This window comes from Immundisolibacter sp. (genome assembly GCF_014359565.1).
In the GTDB taxonomy this organism is placed as follows: domain Bacteria; phylum Pseudomonadota; class Gammaproteobacteria; order Immundisolibacterales; family Immundisolibacteraceae; genus Immundisolibacter.
Window position 1 is genome coordinate 104,218 of record NZ_JACIZD010000006.1, and the last position, 16,266, is coordinate 120,483.

Here is a 16,266-nt window from a genome sequence, read left to right on the forward strand (position 1 = left end):
TGGTCAAACACAAGGAAACACGACAATGGCACTGCTGACCCGGGCCGACGTGGAGGATTTTCTCTACCACGAGGCGGCCCTGCTGGACGACTGGAAGACGATGGAGTGGGCCGAGCTGTTCACCGAGGATGGCGAATACCTGGTGCCGCCGATGGACATCCCGGACGCCGACAAGGCCGAAGCGCTGTTCATCATCAACGACGACCACCACCGCCTGGTGCAGCGCGCCAAGCGCCTGACCCGGCGCACGGCGCACGTCGAGTTCCCGCATTCCAAGGTGCGCCACACCATCCACAACGTGCGCATCCTGGAGCAGGACGAAGCCGGCCTGACGGTGGCCAGCAACCAGGTGGTGTATCGCGCCAAGCGGCAGAACCTGGATACCTTCGTGTGTCACACCATCCACAAGCTGGTGCGCACCGCCGACGGCCTGCGCATCCGCAGCAAGCGGGTGATGCTGGACATCGATGGCCTGCGTCCGCACGGCATGATCAGCGCGATCCTTTAGAACCGAAGCCCAAACGCGAGGAGAAACAGCATGTTTCGTTACAAGAAACTCGGTTACGTCGCACTGAACGTCACCGATCTGTCGCGGTCAGTGCCCTTCTACCGCGACATCGTTGGCCTGCAACTTAATGAACAGATCGAAGGCGGCCCGGCCTTCTTCGCCTGCAGCGCCGATCATCACAACGTGGTGCTGCACCAAGGCGGCGAGCCGGGTCTGAAGCGCGTCGGCTGGGAAATGGAGCAGCCTGAGGAGCTCGACCGCCTGTTCGAGCACCTGCAGAAGGTTGGCCTGAATCCGGTCGAGCTGCCGGCCGAAGAATGCCGCGCCCTGCGCCAGCAGCGCACCATTCGCATCAAGGAGCCGTTCAGCGGCCTGACCTTCGAGTTCTACGAAGGCCAGCTCGAACGCGGCAGCACCTACACGCCCACGGTCACCAAGATCGCCCGCCTGGGGCACGTGGTGCTCAACGTCGAGCGCTGGCCGGAAGCGGTCAAGTTCTTCAAGGAAACGCTCAATTTCCGCATCTCGGACTACGTGGACGGCTTCATCGCCTTCATGCGCTGCTTCCCGAACCCTTACCACCACTCGCTTGGCATCGGCAACGCGGCCGCCACGCGCAAGGAGCCGGGCCTGAACCACGTCAACTTCATGGTCACCGACATGGACGACATCGGCTGTGCGCTGACGCGCGTCAAGCGCCACGACGTGCCGATCGTCTATGGCCCCGGCCGGCATCCGCCGTCGGGCAGCATCTTTCTGTACTTCCTGGACCCGGACGGCATGACGCTGGAGTACAGCTTCGGCATGGAAGAGTTCCCGGAGGAGCGCCCGCGCAAGGCAAGGGTGCTCGAAGCGCGGCCCGAATCGCTCGACTACTGGGGCAACGTGCCCGACCCGCGTTTTGCCTCCACCGGCCGCTTCGAGCCGGCCAGCGAGGGCTGAGGATGGGTGGTCCGCAAACCGGCCTGCACGGGGGCCGCGCGGCCATCGTCAGCGGCGCGGCAAAGGGCATAGGCCGCGCCATCGCCCGCGAACTGGCGCGCGAGGGTGCCGACCTGCTGCTGGCCGACGTGGACGGCGACACGCTGCAGGCCACCGCCGCCGCCATCGGCAGCGAATACGGCGTGCGCGCCGCCTGCCATGTGGCGGATCTGGCCACCGAGGCGGCCAACCAGGGCATGGTCGAGGCCGCGCTGGCGGCATTCGGCCGCATCGACATCCTGGTCAACAACGCCGGCGGCGGCGTGATCAAGCCGTTTCTCGAACATACGCCCGAGACCCTGCACACCACCATCGACCGCAACCTGTGGACGGTGCTGTGGGCCTGCCGCGTGGTGCTGCCGGTCATGCTCCGGCAAGGCTATGGGCGGGTGGTCAGCATTGGCGCCGATTCGGTGCGAAATGGCCTGTGGGACCACGCCGCCTACAACGCCGCCAAGGGCGGCGTGCACGGCCTGACCACCGGCCTGGCGCGCGAATTCGCGGCCCAGGACATCACCTTCAACACCGTCGCGCCGTGCGCCGTGCGCACCGAGCAGGTGGACGAATTGATCCGGGCCTACCCGCAGATGTTCGACAAGTTCGTCAGCGTGATTCCCAAGGGCCGGCCCGGTGAGATGAGCGAAGTGGCCTCGGTGGTGAGCTTCCTGGCATCGCCGGCCGCATCGTTCGTGACCGGGCAGGTGATCAGCGTCAACGGCGGCAGCACCATGCTGTGAGCGGCGGCTGCCGCGCCGAACCAATCAGAAGGCGTCAGGGCGCCAGATAGACCGTCACCGGCACGTCTGACTGGCACAGCACCGCGCTGATCGGCAGCTGCAGCGGGTCGCGCTGCGCCAGGGCGCGGGCATAAACCGCCCGCTTGGACGCACCGGCCAGCGGCAGGTGGATGTGCCGACAGCCGAGCAGGGCCCTGAGCGTCAGGCTCAGCCGTGGATGCGCCGCGGCCGGTGGATCGACGGCCGCCAGCAGGGTCGCGCCGGTGGGATCCAGCGCTGCGGCCAGGCCCGGCGCGCCGGGAAACAGCGACGCGGTGTGGCCGTCCTCACCCATGCCAAGGACCACGCAGTCTAACGGCTGCGGCAGCTGCGCCAGGGCCGCGGTGCGCTCGGCAATGGCCGCCGCCGGCGTCGCGGCGCCATTCCACAGGGGCACGAAATGGGCCGCTGCCGCAGCCCCTTGCAGCAGATGCTGGCGCAGCAGGGCGGCATTGCTGTCCGGGTGGTCGTCGGGCACCCAGCGCTCGTCGGCCAGCGTGATCCACACCCGCGACCAGTCGAGTTCGGCATCGCGCAGGCACTGAAAAAAGCCGATCGGGCTGCGTCCGCCGGACACCACCAGGCTGGCGCGTTCCCGCGCCGCGAGGGCGGCCGCCAGCGATGCGCTGACTGCGTCGGCCAGGGCGGCCGCGGCCTCTGATGGCGAGGAAAACTGCCGTTCCTGGACAGCCATCAGGCCTCCTCGCGCCAGGCCAGGCCATCGCGCAGGATCAGCGCACTCGCCGCGGCCGGGCCCCAGGTGCCGGCGGTGTAGGGCTTGGGTGGTTCGTCAAGCGCGTGCCAGCCTTCCAGGATCGGATCGACCCAGCGCCAGGCGGCGGCCAGCTCGTCGCGGCGCATGAACAGCGTCAGATTGCCCTGGATGACTTCCATCAGCAGGCGCTCGTAGGCCTCCCACTGGCGGTGCTTGAAGGTCTCGGCAAAGTCCAGGTCCAGCGCCACCGGTTTTACGCGCATGCCCTCGCCGGGCACCTTGACCAGCAGGAACAGCTTCACGCCCTCGTCCGGCTGCAGGCGGATGACCAGCCGGTTGGCCTCCCCCGAGGATGGCGACTGCGGCAGGATGGCATGCGGCACCGGGTGGAAATTGACCACGATCTCGGCCATGCGCTCCGGCAGCCGTTTTCCCGTGCGCAGGAAGAACGGCACGCCCGACCAGCGCCAGTTGTCGACTTCGGCCTTGATGGCGACGTAGGTTTCGGTGCGGCTGTCGGCGGGAATGCCCGGTTCGTCCAGGTAGCCGGGCACGGGCTTGCCGTTCACGGCGCCAGCGCGGTACTGACCACGCACGGTCTTTTCCTTGATGTTGGCGGCGTTGATCGGCCGCAGGGCGCGCAGCACCTTGAGCTTTTCGTCGCGCACGGCGTCGGCGTTGATGCTGGTTGGCGGCTCCATGGCCACGATGCACAGCAGCTGCAGCATGTGGCTTTGCACCATGTCGCGCATGGCGCCGGACGGATCGTAGTACTCGCCGCGGCCCTCGGCGCCGACCTGCTCGGCGATGGTGATCTGCACGTCGCGCACCGAGCCGCGGTTCCACAGCGGCTCGAAGATGGAATTGCCAAAGCGCAGCGCCAGCAGGTTCTGCACCGGCTCCTTGCCCAGGTAGTGGTCGATGCGGAATATCTGCTGTTCCGGAAAGATGCTGCCGACGGCTTCGTTGATGGCCTCGGCGCTGGCGCAGTCGTGGCCGAGCGGTTTTTCGAGCACCACCCGGGTCAGCGGCGTGACCAAGCCGTGCCGGGCCAGGCCCTCGCAGATCGGTCCGAACAGCCGGGCGGCGGTCGAAAGATAAAACACCCGCACCCGATCGGCACGGTTCTGGAACCACGCCGGCAGGGCGGAAAAGCCGTCCGGGTTGGTGCCATCTACCGGCAGGTAGTCGATATGGGCGCAGAAGTCGCCCCAGGTGGCGTCGTCGAAATCGGCGGCGGGGATGAACTGGCGGCAGTTGTCGCTGAGCAGCCCCAGATACTCTTCACGGCTCAGGCCGCGCCGGGCCAGGCCCAGAATGCGCCAGCCGGCCGGGCGCTTGTTGTCGCGAAAGGCGTAATACAGCGCCGGCAGCAGTTTGCGCAGGGCAAGATCGCCGGTGGCGCCAAAGAAAATCAGGTCAAAGTCTTGCAGGGGACTCATCATTGCGCTCCGTGGCCCTCGGGCTGGTTCACAGGTCTGGCATCGGGATTGCTGTTTTCATGCCAGAACCCTTGCCGGGCCGGCTCGCTCGGGCGCCGCAGCGCCCCACGCACCACAGGAGATTGCGCATGGCCATCCACCCGGTAATCGCGGCGGTTACCGAACGCATCCGCCGCCGCAGCCAGCCGACCCGGCAAGCGTACCTTGCCCGCATGACACACGCGCGGCGTGCGGGTCCGGTGCGCAAGGGCCTGCCCTGCGCCAACCTGGCGCATGCCTGCGCGGCGGCCGGCACGTCCGACAAGGCCGCCCTGACCGGCGGCGAGGCGGTCAACATCGCCATCGTATCCGCCTACAACGACATGCTGTCGGCCCACCAACCGCTCGAAACCTACCCGGCCATCCTCAAGAAGGCAGCGGCGGAAATGGGCGCCGTGGCGCAGTTCGCCGGCGGCGTGCCGGCCATGTGCGACGGCGTCACGCAGGGTGAGGCCGGCATGGATCTGTCGCTGTTCTCGCGCGACACGATCGCCCTGGCCACCGCCGTGGCACTGTCGCACAACGTGTTCGACGGCGCGCTGTGCCTGGGCGTGTGCGACAAGATCGTGCCGGGGTTGCTGATCGGCGCCCTGGCCTTTGGCCACCTGCCGGTGATCTTCGTGCCGGGCGGGCCGATGCCGTCCGGCCTGCCCAACGCCGAGAAGGCGAAAATCCGCCAGTTGTATGCCGAGGGCAAGATCGGCCGCGAGGGCTTGCTGGAGGCTGAATCGCGCGCCTATCACGCGCCCGGCACCTGCACCTTCTACGGCACCGCCAACACCAACCAGATGCTGATGGAGCTGATGGGCCTGCACCTGCCGGGCACCGCCTTCGTGAATCCCGGCACGCCGCTGCGCGATGCGCTGACGGCGCAGGCCGGACGGCGTGCGGTGCAGCTTGCCCGCGGCGAACACCTTGCGCCGCTGTACGAGGTGGTGGACGAGCGCTCGATCGTCAACGGCATGGTCGGCCTGCTGGCCACCGGCGGCTCCACCAATCACGCGCTGCATGTGCCGGCCATTGCCGCGGCGGCCGGCATCGTCGTCGACTGGGACGATCTGGCCGAGCTGTCGTCCGTGGTGCCGCTGCTGGCGCGGGTCTATCCGAACGGCAGCGCCGACGTGAACCAGTTCCACGCCGCCGGCGGCATGGCTTTCGTGGTGCGGGAGCTGCTTGGCGGCGGGTTGCTGCACCGCGAGGTCTGCACCGTGGCCGGGTCGGACCTCGCCGATTACGCTCAGGCGCCGTACCTGGATGCCGAGGGCCAACTGGCCTGGCGCGATGCACCGGCGACCAGTGGGGACACGAGCATCCTGCGTCCGCTAACCGATCCGTTCAGCCCCGATGGCGGGCTGCGGGTGCTCACCGGCCGGCTCGGCCGGGCCGTCATCAAGACCTCGGCGGTCGCCGCGCAGCACCGCGTGGTGCAGGCCCCGGCGCGGGTGTTCGATACCCAGGAGGCCCTGCAGGCGGCCTTCAAGCGCGGCGAGCTGGAACGGGATTTCGTGGCCGTGGTGCGTTTTCAGGGCCCGCGCGCCAACGGCATGCCCGAGCTGCACAAGCTGACGCCGACGCTGGGCGTGTTGCAGGACCGCGGCTTCAAGGTCGCGCTGGTCACTGACGGGCGCATGTCCGGGGCCTCGGGCAAGGTGCCGGCGGCGATTCATGTGAGCCCGGAATGCCTGGCCGGCGGACCGCTGGCGCGGGTGCGCGATGGCGACCTGCTGCGTGTGGATGCCGAACGCGGCGAGCTGACCACGCTGGTGCCGGACGCCGAATGGGCGGCGCGCGTGCCGACGGTTCCCGATCTCGATGGCGCGCACTGGGGCTGCGGGCGCGAGTTGTTCGGCTTTGCCCGCGCCTTGGCCGTGAACGCCGAACAGGGTGGGGGCTTCATTGCCGCCTGTCCGCCGCCGTCGGTCGGCGCGCCGCTCATGGCGGTGGAGGTGGGGGCATGAGCGTGATCGACATCCTGCGCCTGGGCCCGGTCATGCCGGTGCTGGTCATCGACGAGCTCGACCAGGCCGTGCCGCTGGCGCGGGCGCTGGTGGCCGGCGGCATCCGCGTGCTGGAAGTGACCCTGCGCACGCCGGTGGCGCTGGATGCCGTGCGCGCCATGTGCGCGGCGGTGCCGGAGGCCGTGGTCGGCGTCGGCACGATTACATCGCCGCAGGATCTGGCCGATTCCAAGGCCGCCGGGGCGGTGTTTGGCGTCAGCCCGGGCCTGACCGCCAGCCTGCTGGAGGCGGCCCGCCAAACCGGCCTGCCGCTGCTGCCCGGCACCATGACGCCGTCGGACGTGATGACGGCCCGCGCCGCCGGGCTCACCGCCTGCAAGCTGTTCCCGGCCGCGGTGGCCGGCGGCCTCGGCATGCTCAAGGCCCTGTATGGACCGTTTGCCGACATGGTCTTCTGTCCGACCGGCGGCATCGACGCCGCCAGCGCGCCGCAGTACCTGGCGCTGCCCAACGTGGCCTGTGTGGGCGGCTCCTGGCTGGCGCCCAAGGCCTTGGTGCAGGCGGGCGACTGGCCGGCCATCACGGCGCTGGCCAAGGCCGCCTCCAGGCTTCGCTAGCGAAACGCGGAAGCCGCACGGGCTGACGGCCTGTGGTGCTGCATGGCGCGCCCCGCGCAGGCATCATCGTGGGCCGGAATCCTCATGCGGAGCCTGCCTGTGCCACGACTGCCCACGCTCTACATCCCGCACGGCGGTGGGCCGTGCTTTTTCATGGACTGGAACCCGCCGGACACCTGGGATCGCATGGCCGCCTGGTTGCGCGGCATCGACGCCGGGCTCGGCCAGCGGCCGCGGGCGGTGTTGTTGATTTCCGGCCACTGGGAAGAGCCCGTGGTCAGCGTCAACGTCCAGGCCCGGCCGCCGCTGCTGTTCGACTACTACGGCTTCCCGCCGCATACCTATCAGCTCAAATACCCGGCGCCCGGCGATCCGGCGCTGGCAGCCCGGGTGCGCGAGTTGCTGCAAGCGGGCGGGGTGCCGACCCGCGCCGAAACCGAGCGCGGCCTGGATCACGGCGTGTTCGTGCCGTTCTTGCTGGTTTATCCGGAAGCCGACGTGCCAATCGTGCAGCTGTCCCTGCACGCCAACCTGGACGCCGCCGCGCATCTGGCGATCGGCGTCTTGCTCGAACCGCTGCGCGACGAGGGCGTGCTGATCGTCGGCAGCGGCATGAGTTATCACAACATGCGCGGCCTGATGGGCGGCGCGGACCCGGCGCGCGATTCGCTGGCCTTCGACAGCTGGCTGGGCGATGCCTGCACGGCTGAGCCGGCCGCGCGCAGCAGGCTGCTGGCCGACTGGGAACAGGCACCGGCCGCACGCAGCAGCCATCCCCGCGAGGAACACCTGCTGCCGCTCATGGTGGCCGCCGGGGCCGGCGGCGGCGATCCGGGCCGGCGGGTGTTTCAGGACCGGGTGTTGGGCGCCACCGTGTCGGCCTTCGCCTTCGGCGCCTGAAGGCCGGGCCCGCCGGGCGGCGGAACGAGCGCCAACCAGCCCGGGGCGGCATTTAGCCGGTTCCGCTAATATCCTTGCCGGGCGGGCCGGCAGAAAAACGACCGGCACGCGGCGCCGCCTGTCCATGGCGGCTTGCCACGGCCGGTGTCTCCCGGCCGTCGCCCCGCCCGACCATCACCCCTGTCAGCTTTCGCAACGAGGAGAACGATCATGGCCGACCTGACCGACGCGTCCACCAGCAAATCCGCCACCGTCACCGAGGGCAACCTCAACGGCTTCAAGATTCATTACAACGATGCCGGCCAGGGCGAAGTGGTCATCATGCTGCACGGCGGCGGACCGGGCGCCACCGGCTGGAGCAACTTCAACCGCAACATCGGCTCGTTCGTGGACGCCGGTTACCGGGTGATCCTGCCGGACTGCCCGGGCTTCGGTAAGTCCGACGAGATCGTGTCGGACGTGCAGCGCGGCCTGCTGAACGCGCAGGCGGTCAAGGGGCTGATGGACGGCCTGGGAATAGGCAAGGTGCACCTGATCGGCAACTCCATGGGCGGCGCCACGGCGCTGAACTTCGCGCTCGAGTACCCGGACCGCCTGGACAAGCTGATCCTCATGGGCCCGGGCGGCCTGGGGCCGAGCCTGGTGCAGCCGAACCCGCAGGAGGGCATCAAGCGGATGATGCGCCTGTATGCCCAGCCGACCTGGGAGAACTTCAACGCCATGCTCGAGGTGTTCGTGTTCGACCAGAACGCGTTGACCGAAGACCTGCGCAAGGGCCGCTGGGCCAACATCGAGGGCAACCTGCGGCATCTGGAGAACTTCGTCACCAGCTTTCAGCGCGCGTCCCTGGCCGCCTGGGATGTCAGCCATCGGGTGCCGGCGATCAAGCACCGCACGCTGGTCACCTGGGGACGCGATGACCGCTTTGTGCCACTCGACCACGGCCTGAAGCTGATCAACCTGCTGCAGGACGCGCAGCTGCACGTGTTCTCGCGCTGCGGGCACTGGGTGCAGTTCGAGCACGCCGCGGCCTTCAACCGTCTGGTGCTGGATTTCCTGGCGCATTGATGATGCAGTGACAAAAAATCCGGGCGGCACGGTGCTGCCCGGTACCCGCCAGAGGCTGCGACAGACGGCCCCGGCAGTGTCTCCTGGAGGAGATGTGCCCATGAACAGTCCCGCGAACCTGAACCCGCGGCCGTTCGCGCCGCGCTATCCGCAGCTGGGCACCGGGCCGGTGCCGGTCAGCTCGGCGGTCGACCCGGCGTTCTTCGAGCTGGAGCGCGAGCGCATCTTTCGCGGCATGTGGGTGAACCTGATCCTGCGCGAGGAGGATCTGCCCAAGCCCGGCGACTATTTCGTGCGCTACCTGGAAGCCCAGGACGCCTCCATCCTGGTGGTGCGCGGCGATGACGGCAAACTGCGGGCCTTCCACAACGTCTGCACGCACCGCGGCAACCAGCTGGCGGAGGAGGGCGCCGGCCATTGCAAGGGCTTTCAGTGCAACTTTCACGGCTGGACCTTCGACACCCGCGGCCGGCTGGCCTTCGTCACCGACGAGCAGCGATTCCACAACCTCGACAAATCCGCCCTGGGCCTGCCGGCGGTGCACCTGGATACCTGGCGCGGATTCATTTTCGTGAACCTGGCCAAGCGACCGGCGCAGACGCTGGAGCTGGCCATGGCCGAGTTCAACCAGGACCTGAAACCGTTTCCGTTCGAGCAGATGGTGCTGGCAGGCCGCTACCGCTACGCCGTCAATGCCAACTGGAAGGTGACCATGAACGCCTTCCAGGAGTCCTACCACGGTGCCTTCGTGCACAAGCTGTCGGTCGGCCAGTGCATCAGCCCGGAGGATCCGTACCTGGCCGTGCAGCGCATCAAGCTGCAGGAAAACGGCAACCAGTCGGTGTCCGTCCACCTGGCGCCGCACGACCTGAGCCCGGCCGAGAAGCTGGCCTTCGGTTTTGGTGCCACCTTCACGCAGGGCGGCGAGGCGGCGCAGGCGTTTCCCGGCACCGCGCAGGCGCAAGTGCGCGACTGGGGCTTCGACCTGAACATCATTTTTCCGTACTCGCGCATCAACGTCGGCGCCGGCTGGTATTACGTGGATGCCTTCTGGCCGGTCGCGCACGACAAGACCGTCTACGAGCTGGCCTATTACTTCCCGATGCCGCAGCGGGCATCGGAAATGATCAGTCAGGAATACAGCAAGATCGTGCTGCGGGACCTGTCGCGCGAGGACCTGGCCACCAACGAGGCCACGCACCGCTCGCTGCGCTCCGGCGCGATCCGCCAGATGATGCTGTCGGACCAGGAAATTGCCGTGCGCCACCTGTACCACACGGTCGCCGCCCGCTGCGGCAAGGAGCTGGCGAAATGAGCGCCGCGACCGCGTTGCCAAAGCCGTTCGCGCACCTGGAATCCTGGCTGTCCTTTGCGCTGCCCAGCGAAGACGCACGCATGCGCCGCCGCCTATCGGCCTCCATGGACGAACTTGTCGGCCTCTACCGGGCGCTGGTGGAGGAAATGCCGGCCATCGCCGCGCATCTGGATCAATGGCCGCTGGCTGAACTGCCGGCCGAGCAAAAGCCGCTGCTGTACCTGGCGCTGTCGTTCATGGAATCGGCCATGGCCGTGGAGGCCTTCCACCAGCCCGGACCGCCGCATGCCACGACACCCGAGAGCATGGTGGTGTTCCCGGGGCGGGCCGAGGCGATGTTGAATCCGGGAAACACCTGAATCATTCAGCGTTTCCCGCAGCGCCGGCCGCAACAAGGCATCAAAAAACTGTAGGAGCCCGGCTATGCCGGGCGATATCGCGCAGCGAAGCTGCGCTCCTACAAAGTTATTCACAGTTTGGCGGGCCGCCGCAGGCCGGGCGTGCGTTCCCGTTCCGCGCGCCAATTCGCGAGTCGCTCAGACGTCCCGCTTGAGCTCGTAGGACTGCAGGCCGGGCTTGAACTCGCGCTTCTTGAACGACACCAGCGCCGTGCGCACCCAATCGTCGTTGGTCTCGCGGGACAGTTCCCACATCTTGGCCATTTCGTAGTCGATGGCGGCCTCGAAGTCCATGTCCAGCACCTTCTCGTAGACCTCCTTGGTCTTGCCGAGCACCACGCGGCCCAAGCGGGTCAGCAGCTTGACCACGCGGTCGGTCTCGGCGTCCAGCTGCGCCAGCGGCACCGATTTGATGGCGTAACCCAGGTCGTGCGCCTGCTTGCCGGTGAAGGTCTCGCCGGTCAGGGCGTAGTAGAGGGCCTTCTTGCGCGAGGGCATGTTGTTGGCGTAGGCCCAGGTGGTGCCGCCGCCGGGGAAGATACCGAAGTTGATTTCGGACAGGCCCCAGGTCGACTCGTCGGCGGCGATTACGATGTCCAGCACGCCGGCCAGCGCCATGCCACCGCCAAAGCACCAGCCGTTGACCTTGCCGATGGTGACGGCGGAGATTTTCTTGATGCGCGTGAACCAGCCGAACGCGTTGTTGTTGATCTCGGCCATCAGTTCGGGCTTGTCGAACGGCTCGAGGAAGCACTGTTCCAGGTCCATGCCGGCGCAAAACGCGTCGCCCGCACCGGTCAGCACGATCACCTTGCAGCGGGCCTTTTCGATCTCGTCCAGCACCTTGCACATTTCCGCATGCAGGGTGGGGCTCATGCAGTTGCGTTTTTCCGGCCGGTTGAAGGTGACGTAGGCGGCGTTGTCCCGGATGTCCAGCAGGACGGTCTGATAGGTGCTCATGGTTCTCCTTCCATCTTGTCGTTGATAAAGGCGGGCGATCGGCGCTGCCCCGGCGTCGGCGATACGCACCGTTTTCCAGATGCGCTACCGCGTCGCTAATTTAACATTCGTTTAAGTTCCTTCGCGGGGCGAAAACCGCTTGCGCGCCCCGGTGGGCAGGTCTATAAGAGCCAGAGGCTGGGTCCGGGTTCGCCGGGTCCGGGCTGGCCGTTTACTTGCGGCCGGCAGTGCACGAGGCGCTGCGACAAGTCCATGGAGGATGCCGACCACTGAAGCTTATAAACACCCGGAGGAGAGACATGGACCAGACCACCAGCCACCCCACCCACACCGGCCTGATGGACTTTCGCGCCTGGCTCAACGAGCTGGAGCGCACCGGCCATCTGGTGAAAATCGCCGACGAGATCGACCCGCAGACCGAAGCCGGCGCCATCATGCGCCTGGCCAACGAGCGCCAGTCCCCGGCGCAGTGGTTCACCAATCTGAAAGGCGCCATGCCCGGTTCGAGCCTGCTGGGTGGGCCGTTCGCCACCAAGGAGCGCATCGCCGTCGCCTTCGGCCTGCCGCCGGACACGCCGTATTCAGTGCTGACCGACGTGTTCGCCGATGCCCTGCACGGCAAGCGCATCAAGCCGGTGGTCGTACCGACCGGCAGCTGCCAGGAAAACGTGCTGCTGGGCGAGGCCGTGGACCTGGACCTGCTGCCGGTGGCCAAGCTGCATCCGCAGGACGGCGGGCCGTACATCGGCACCCTCAACATCGGCGTGTGCAAGGATTTCGACAGCGACTGGGTGAACTGGGGCACCTACCGCGGCATGAAGCACGACAAGAAGAGCACCGGCCTGTGGCTGGGCCCGCTGAACCAGGGCGGCCAAATCCTCAAGAAATACCGCGCCGCGGACAAGGTAATGGAATACGCCATGTTCTTTGGCGGCGATCCGATGCACAACATCGTGGCCTCATCCAGCGTGCCGCCCGGCGTGTCGGAAGTGGACGTGGTCGGCGGCATTCGTGGCGAGCCGGTCAAGCTGGTCAAGTGCAAGACGGTGGACCTGTACGTGCCAGCGAACGCCGAAATCGTGCTGGAAGGCACCGTCAGCCCCGGCGATGAGAAGGAAGAAGGGCCGTTCGGCGAGTACCCCGGTTACGTCGTTTCCGGCACCAACGCCCGGCCGGTGTTCCGCCTGACGGCGCTCACCTATCGCAACAACCCCATCCTGCCGGCCACCTGCCTGGGCGTGCCGGTGGACGACGCCGTCATGTGGGTGCTGGAAGTCGCCGCCAGCGTCAAGGAAGCCCTGCGCGCCAAGGGCGTGCCGATCATCGACGTGGCGGTGCCGGAATTCAGCGGCTGTCACGCGGTGGTGGTGTCCACCAAGACGCCGTACGCCGGCATTCCGCAATTGATTTCGAGCATCAGCTGGGCCGACCGCAACGCCAGCTACTTCCCCTACGTGATCGTGGTGGACGAGGACATCGACCCCTGGAACCTGGGCGAGGTGTTCCACGCCATGTGCACCAAGTGCAACCCGGTGCGCGACATCCACGTTTATCCCGGCCACGTCAACAGCCCGCTGACGCCCTACATCGCCGGCCATCCGCTGCGCGAGCTGGGCGCCGGTGGCGGCAACGTGCTGCTGGATTGCACCTGGCCGATCGAGTGGAAGGCCGAGCAGCGCCCGCACCGCCTGGCCTTCAAGAACACCTATCCGGAAGCGATCAAGGACAAGGTGCTGGCCAACTTCGCCCGCTGGGGCTTGCAGCGATAGAAAAAATGGGTCCCGGCTGTGCCGGGCGATCATCGGACTGTAGGAGCCCGGCTGTGCCGGGCGATCAATCGCGCAGCGAATCTGCGCTCCTACAAGTTATTCACAGGTGCCGGGCGCTGAAAAATCCAGGATGGATTCATGCAGCGCTTCCCCAGGCGGTTTCATCGCTTCGTAAACGGCGGGCGGGGCAGGGATGTCCGGCCCGTTTTTCCATCTGGCGGGGTGCTGATGTCGCGCCACGCTCAGGGTTCCCAGTCCACCCGGTGATGGTGCAGATACGCGTCGACCGCGGCGCCCAGCGTGGGGTAGAAGTTCTCGGCGCCGAAGCGCTCGAACAGCTCGAAGCGCTTCAGCTTGTCCTTGACCGGATCCTTCATTTCGGCGAAACGCAGTTCGATCCCCGACTCGCGCAATGCCTGTTCGAGTTCGACAAGCATGTCCGCGGCCGTCACGTCGACGCTGGTGACCGGCTCGGCGGACACGATGATCTGGCGCACCGGCGTCGGCGATTGCGCAATCGCCTCCAGAACCCGCTGGTGGAACAACTCGGCGTTGGCGAAGAACAGCGGCGCGTCCCAGCGGAACAGCACCAGGCCGGGGATCAGCCGTGCGTCCGGGTAGCGCCTGATGTCGTGGTAGCCGCGGATGCCCTCGACCCGGCCCAGCACCGCGTGATAGGGCCGCCAGCCGTCCCACAGAAACTCGATCACCGCGACGATGATGGCCAGGCCGATACCCGGAATCACCCCCAGCACGGCGACGCCGACGAAGCAGGCGATCGACAGCCAGAACTCCCAGCGCTGGATGCGAAAGATGCGGCGCAGATCCCGAAATTCGAACAGGCCGATGGCCGAGGCGATCACCACCGCTGCCAGTGCGCTGTGCGGCAGGTGCCGCAGCAGATCCGGTGCCAGCACCAGCAGCGACGCAACGGCCACGGCACCGACCACGCCGGTGAGCTGGGTTTTCGCGCCCGCGGCCTCTGCGACCGGGGTACGCGAGGAGCTGCTGCTGATCGGGAATCCCTGGCACAGTCCGGCGGCCAGATTGGCGGCGCCCAGGCCGATCATCTCCTGGTTCGGATCGACCCTGGAGTGGGTCTTTGCGGCATAGGCCCGCGACAGGACGCTGGTGTCGGCGAACGCCACCATGGCCACCGCGCAGCCACCGATCACAACCTGACTCACGTCGGCGAGGCGAATCCACGGCAGCGTCAACGATGGCAGACCCGGCGGCAGTGGGCCTAGCACACTCACGCCGCCGCCGTGGTCCAGACCCAGCACACCGACCGCGACGGTCGCGCCCACGACCGCGATCAGGAGTCCCGGAACCGCCGTGAATCGCTTCAGCAGCAGGATCGTCCCCAGCGTGCCGGCGCCCACCGCAAACGTGGTCCAGTCGGTTTTGCCGTCCAGCACCGCCTGACCGATGCGCACCACATCGAGCACCTGCCAGGCGCCGTCGATCGAGAAGCCGAACAGCGTCGGCAGCTGGCTGACCAGCACCGTCAGCGCGATGCCGTTCATGTAGCCGTAGCGGATCGGCTTGGACAGCAGCTCGGTGACGAAACCCAGGCGCAGCACCCCGATCAGGATGCACACCAGTCCGGACACCACCGCCATCATGCTGGCCAGCGCCACCGCGCGCAGCGGGTCGCCGCCCGACAGCGGCAACACAACCGCCAGAATCACCGGCGCGAGGGACGAGTCCGGCCCCAGCACCAGAATGCGGCTCGGACCGAACAGCGCGTAGACCAGCAGCGGGACGATCGTGGCGTACAGACCGTAGATTCCCGGTACGCCCGAGGCCACCGCGTAGGCGATCCCGACCGGCACCAGCATCGTCGTCAGAACCAGCCCCGCCATCACATCGTGTGGCAGCCACGCAGTTTCGTAGCGACTCAGGGTCTGCAGTCCGGGCAGCCAGCGTGTCCAGCGACTCACGATTCTCCTTGTGGACGAACCCCGCCCCGTTGCGGGCAAGCATGGTAATCGCTGCACGCCGGATCCGCCGCCAGCCATTCCCTGCGCGCCAAATCGGAGTGCGTCTGTTTCACGGCCTGCGGCGTGACACCACCGCGTATCCCATACGACCGGTCAAGGTTCACGAGGGCAGGATTGGATTTCCCAGTACCCGCCACCTGGACAGACTTGGTAGGAGCGCAGCTGCGCTGCGCGATGATCGCCCGGCGGAGCCGGGCTCCTACGGTGCGTGCAATATGGCGAAGCCCCCGTTGCACCGAATGGAGCCATCATACGGCGCACGCCCTGCGGTTATGGCGCCCTGCGCGGGCTGTGGTCAGGTGGCGCTTGCCGTGAAAGTAGATGTATCTTTTCACCCATCGAGCCTATGCGCGATCGGTACGCAGGCTGAAGTGCTTCAGCCGGAGACGATCGCGAAGCTGATCAAACAGCCTGGGCAGCCGGGGCACCGAAGGATCGGCAGGAGCAGCGTTCATGTATAGGCCCAGCTTATCGGACATGGTGAACGTTATGAATCATGAGGTTGGCACATGACGCCCAAGTTATCGGACGTTTCTGATAACACTGTTACTCCGACATTTGTCGGATAACTTACGTTAGCGCTATATACAAATGATCGAGATATTCGAAAATTTTGGCGAATTGCTAGACGAGCGATTTGAGCTTGGGGTGGTGACGACAGAGCTTGGATTCAAGAATCAAGTGCAACACGATTTGAGAAATTGGCGATTTCTTCGGCCATGGCTTCGTCCGGTGTTCTCCAGTCCAAGGTTTTTCGAGGACGGCCGTTCAGAAGCCGGGCGATGTCGTTGAGCGCGGTCTGGCTGACCTCGGACAG

14 protein-coding genes are annotated in these 16,266 nt (G+C 66.8%); 10 read left to right on the plus strand and 4 right to left on the minus strand.

The genetic code is table 11. The annotated features are described in order from the left end of the window. Nucleotides 1-25 precede the first annotated feature (25 nt). Genes H5U26_RS09520 through H5U26_RS09530 form a run of 3 tightly spaced genes read left to right on the plus strand, consistent with a single transcriptional unit; the run spans nt 26 to nt 2,226 of the window. Nucleotides 26-508: an aromatic-ring-hydroxylating dioxygenase subunit beta gene (locus H5U26_RS09520; RefSeq protein WP_290619029.1), complete on the plus strand. Its 483-nt coding sequence runs from the start codon at nt 26-28 to the stop codon at nt 506-508. 30 nt (nt 509-538) lie between these two features. Beyond that, nucleotides 539-1,450: a VOC family protein gene (locus H5U26_RS09525; RefSeq protein ID WP_290619031.1), complete on the plus strand. Its 912-nt coding sequence runs from the start codon at nt 539-541 to the stop codon at nt 1,448-1,450. A 2-nt stretch (nt 1,451-1,452) separates the two neighbouring features. Continuing rightward, a complete protein-coding gene (locus H5U26_RS09530; RefSeq protein WP_290619033.1) occupies nt 1,453-2,226 on the plus strand; it encodes an SDR family oxidoreductase in 774 nt (257 codons plus the stop codon). Nucleotides 2,227-2,260: 34 nt separating this feature from the next. Here H5U26_RS09530 and pgl read toward each other — a convergent pair whose 3' ends face one another. Both pgl and zwf read right to left on the minus strand, forming a co-directional pair. After that, nucleotides 2,261-2,959 carry a 6-phosphogluconolactonase gene (gene pgl / locus H5U26_RS09535; protein WP_290619035.1) on the minus strand — a complete coding sequence of 233 codons (699 nt, stop codon included), beginning with the start codon at nt 2,957-2,959 and terminating at the stop codon, nt 2,261-2,263. Next, on the minus strand, nt 2,959-4,422 hold the full coding sequence (zwf, locus tag H5U26_RS09540; RefSeq protein WP_290619037.1) for a glucose-6-phosphate dehydrogenase: 1,464 nt from the start codon (nt 4,420-4,422) through the stop codon (nt 2,959-2,961). Before zwf ends, pgl begins: the two co-directional genes overlap by 1 nt. A 128-nt stretch (nt 4,423-4,550) precedes the next feature. Here zwf and edd point away from each other — a divergent pair, with 128 nt between their 5' ends. The 6 genes from edd to H5U26_RS09570 all read left to right on the plus strand — a co-directional run bounded on the left by edd (nt 4,551) and on the right by H5U26_RS09570 (nt 10,678). Next, entirely contained in the window at nt 4,551-6,419 is a 1,869-nt protein-coding gene (gene edd, locus H5U26_RS09545) for a phosphogluconate dehydratase (protein ID WP_290619039.1), read from the plus strand. Next, nucleotides 6,416-7,036, plus strand: a complete 621-nt coding sequence (eda, locus tag H5U26_RS09550; RefSeq protein ID WP_290619042.1) for a bifunctional 4-hydroxy-2-oxoglutarate aldolase/2-dehydro-3-deoxy-phosphogluconate aldolase — start codon at nt 6,416-6,418, stop codon at nt 7,034-7,036. Before edd ends, eda begins: the two co-directional genes overlap by 4 nt. 93 nt (nt 7,037-7,129) lie before the next feature. Then, a complete protein-coding gene (locus tag H5U26_RS09555) occupies nt 7,130-7,936 on the plus strand; it encodes a class III extradiol ring-cleavage dioxygenase (protein ID WP_366055929.1) in 807 nt (268 codons plus the stop codon). A 210-nt stretch (nt 7,937-8,146) separates the two neighbouring features. Continuing rightward, nucleotides 8,147-9,004 carry a 2-hydroxy-6-oxo-6-phenylhexa-2,4-dienoate hydrolase gene (gene bphD, locus H5U26_RS09560; RefSeq protein WP_290619046.1) on the plus strand — a complete coding sequence of 286 codons (858 nt, stop codon included), beginning with the start codon at nt 8,147-8,149 and terminating at the stop codon, nt 9,002-9,004. A gap of 100 nt (nt 9,005-9,104) precedes the next feature. After that, nucleotides 9,105-10,319 carry an aromatic ring-hydroxylating dioxygenase subunit alpha gene (locus tag H5U26_RS09565; RefSeq protein ID WP_290619048.1) on the plus strand — a complete coding sequence of 405 codons (1,215 nt, stop codon included), beginning with the start codon at nt 9,105-9,107 and terminating at the stop codon, nt 10,317-10,319. After that, a complete protein-coding gene (locus H5U26_RS09570) occupies nt 10,316-10,678 on the plus strand; it encodes a hypothetical protein (protein ID WP_290619050.1) in 363 nt (120 codons plus the stop codon). Before H5U26_RS09565 ends, H5U26_RS09570 begins: the two co-directional genes overlap by 4 nt. Nucleotides 10,679-10,855: 177 nt before the next feature. Here H5U26_RS09570 and H5U26_RS09575 read toward each other — a convergent pair whose 3' ends face one another. Next, nucleotides 10,856-11,677 (minus strand): p-hydroxycinnamoyl CoA hydratase/lyase, encoded by an 822-nt coding sequence (locus H5U26_RS09575; protein ID WP_290619052.1) that lies wholly within the window; start codon nt 11,675-11,677, stop codon nt 10,856-10,858. A gap of 299 nt (nt 11,678-11,976) precedes the next feature. On the opposite strand from H5U26_RS09575, the gene H5U26_RS09580 reads away from it, so the two are divergent. Then, nucleotides 11,977-13,446 (plus strand): UbiD family decarboxylase, encoded by a 1,470-nt coding sequence (locus H5U26_RS09580; RefSeq protein ID WP_290619054.1) that lies wholly within the window; start codon nt 11,977-11,979, stop codon nt 13,444-13,446. A 242-nt stretch (nt 13,447-13,688) separates the two neighbouring features. On the opposite strand, the gene H5U26_RS09585 is transcribed toward H5U26_RS09580, so the two are convergent. Further along, complete coding sequence (locus tag H5U26_RS09585; protein ID WP_290619056.1) at nt 13,689-15,389, minus strand: SulP family inorganic anion transporter; 1,701 nt, start codon at nt 15,387-15,389, stop codon at nt 13,689-13,691. Between the last annotated feature and the right edge of the window lie 877 nt (nt 15,390-16,266).

Coding starts and splice junctions, on each gene's coding strand:
- H5U26_RS09520 (WP_290619029.1), top strand. CDS start 26: ATGGCACTGCTGACCCGGGCCGACGTGGAGGATTTTCTCTACCACGAG.
- H5U26_RS09525 (WP_290619031.1), top strand. CDS start 539: ATGTTTCGTTACAAGAAACTCGGTTACGTCGCACTGAACGTCACCGAT.
- H5U26_RS09530 (WP_290619033.1), top strand. CDS start 1,453: ATGGGTGGTCCGCAAACCGGCCTGCACGGGGGCCGCGCGGCCATCGTC.
- pgl (WP_290619035.1), bottom strand. CDS start 2,959: ATGGCTGTCCAGGAACGGCAGTTTTCCTCGCCATCAGAGGCCGCGGCC.
- zwf (WP_290619037.1), bottom strand. CDS start 4,422: ATGAGTCCCCTGCAAGACTTTGACCTGATTTTCTTTGGCGCCACCGGC.
- edd (WP_290619039.1), top strand. CDS start 4,551: ATGGCCATCCACCCGGTAATCGCGGCGGTTACCGAACGCATCCGCCGC.
- eda (WP_290619042.1), top strand. CDS start 6,416: ATGAGCGTGATCGACATCCTGCGCCTGGGCCCGGTCATGCCGGTGCTG.
- bphD (WP_290619046.1), top strand. CDS start 8,147: ATGGCCGACCTGACCGACGCGTCCACCAGCAAATCCGCCACCGTCACC.
- H5U26_RS09565 (WP_290619048.1), top strand. CDS start 9,105: ATGAACAGTCCCGCGAACCTGAACCCGCGGCCGTTCGCGCCGCGCTAT.
- H5U26_RS09570 (WP_290619050.1), top strand. CDS start 10,316: ATGAGCGCCGCGACCGCGTTGCCAAAGCCGTTCGCGCACCTGGAATCC.
- H5U26_RS09575 (WP_290619052.1), bottom strand. CDS start 11,677: ATGAGCACCTATCAGACCGTCCTGCTGGACATCCGGGACAACGCCGCC.
- H5U26_RS09580 (WP_290619054.1), top strand. CDS start 11,977: ATGGACCAGACCACCAGCCACCCCACCCACACCGGCCTGATGGACTTT.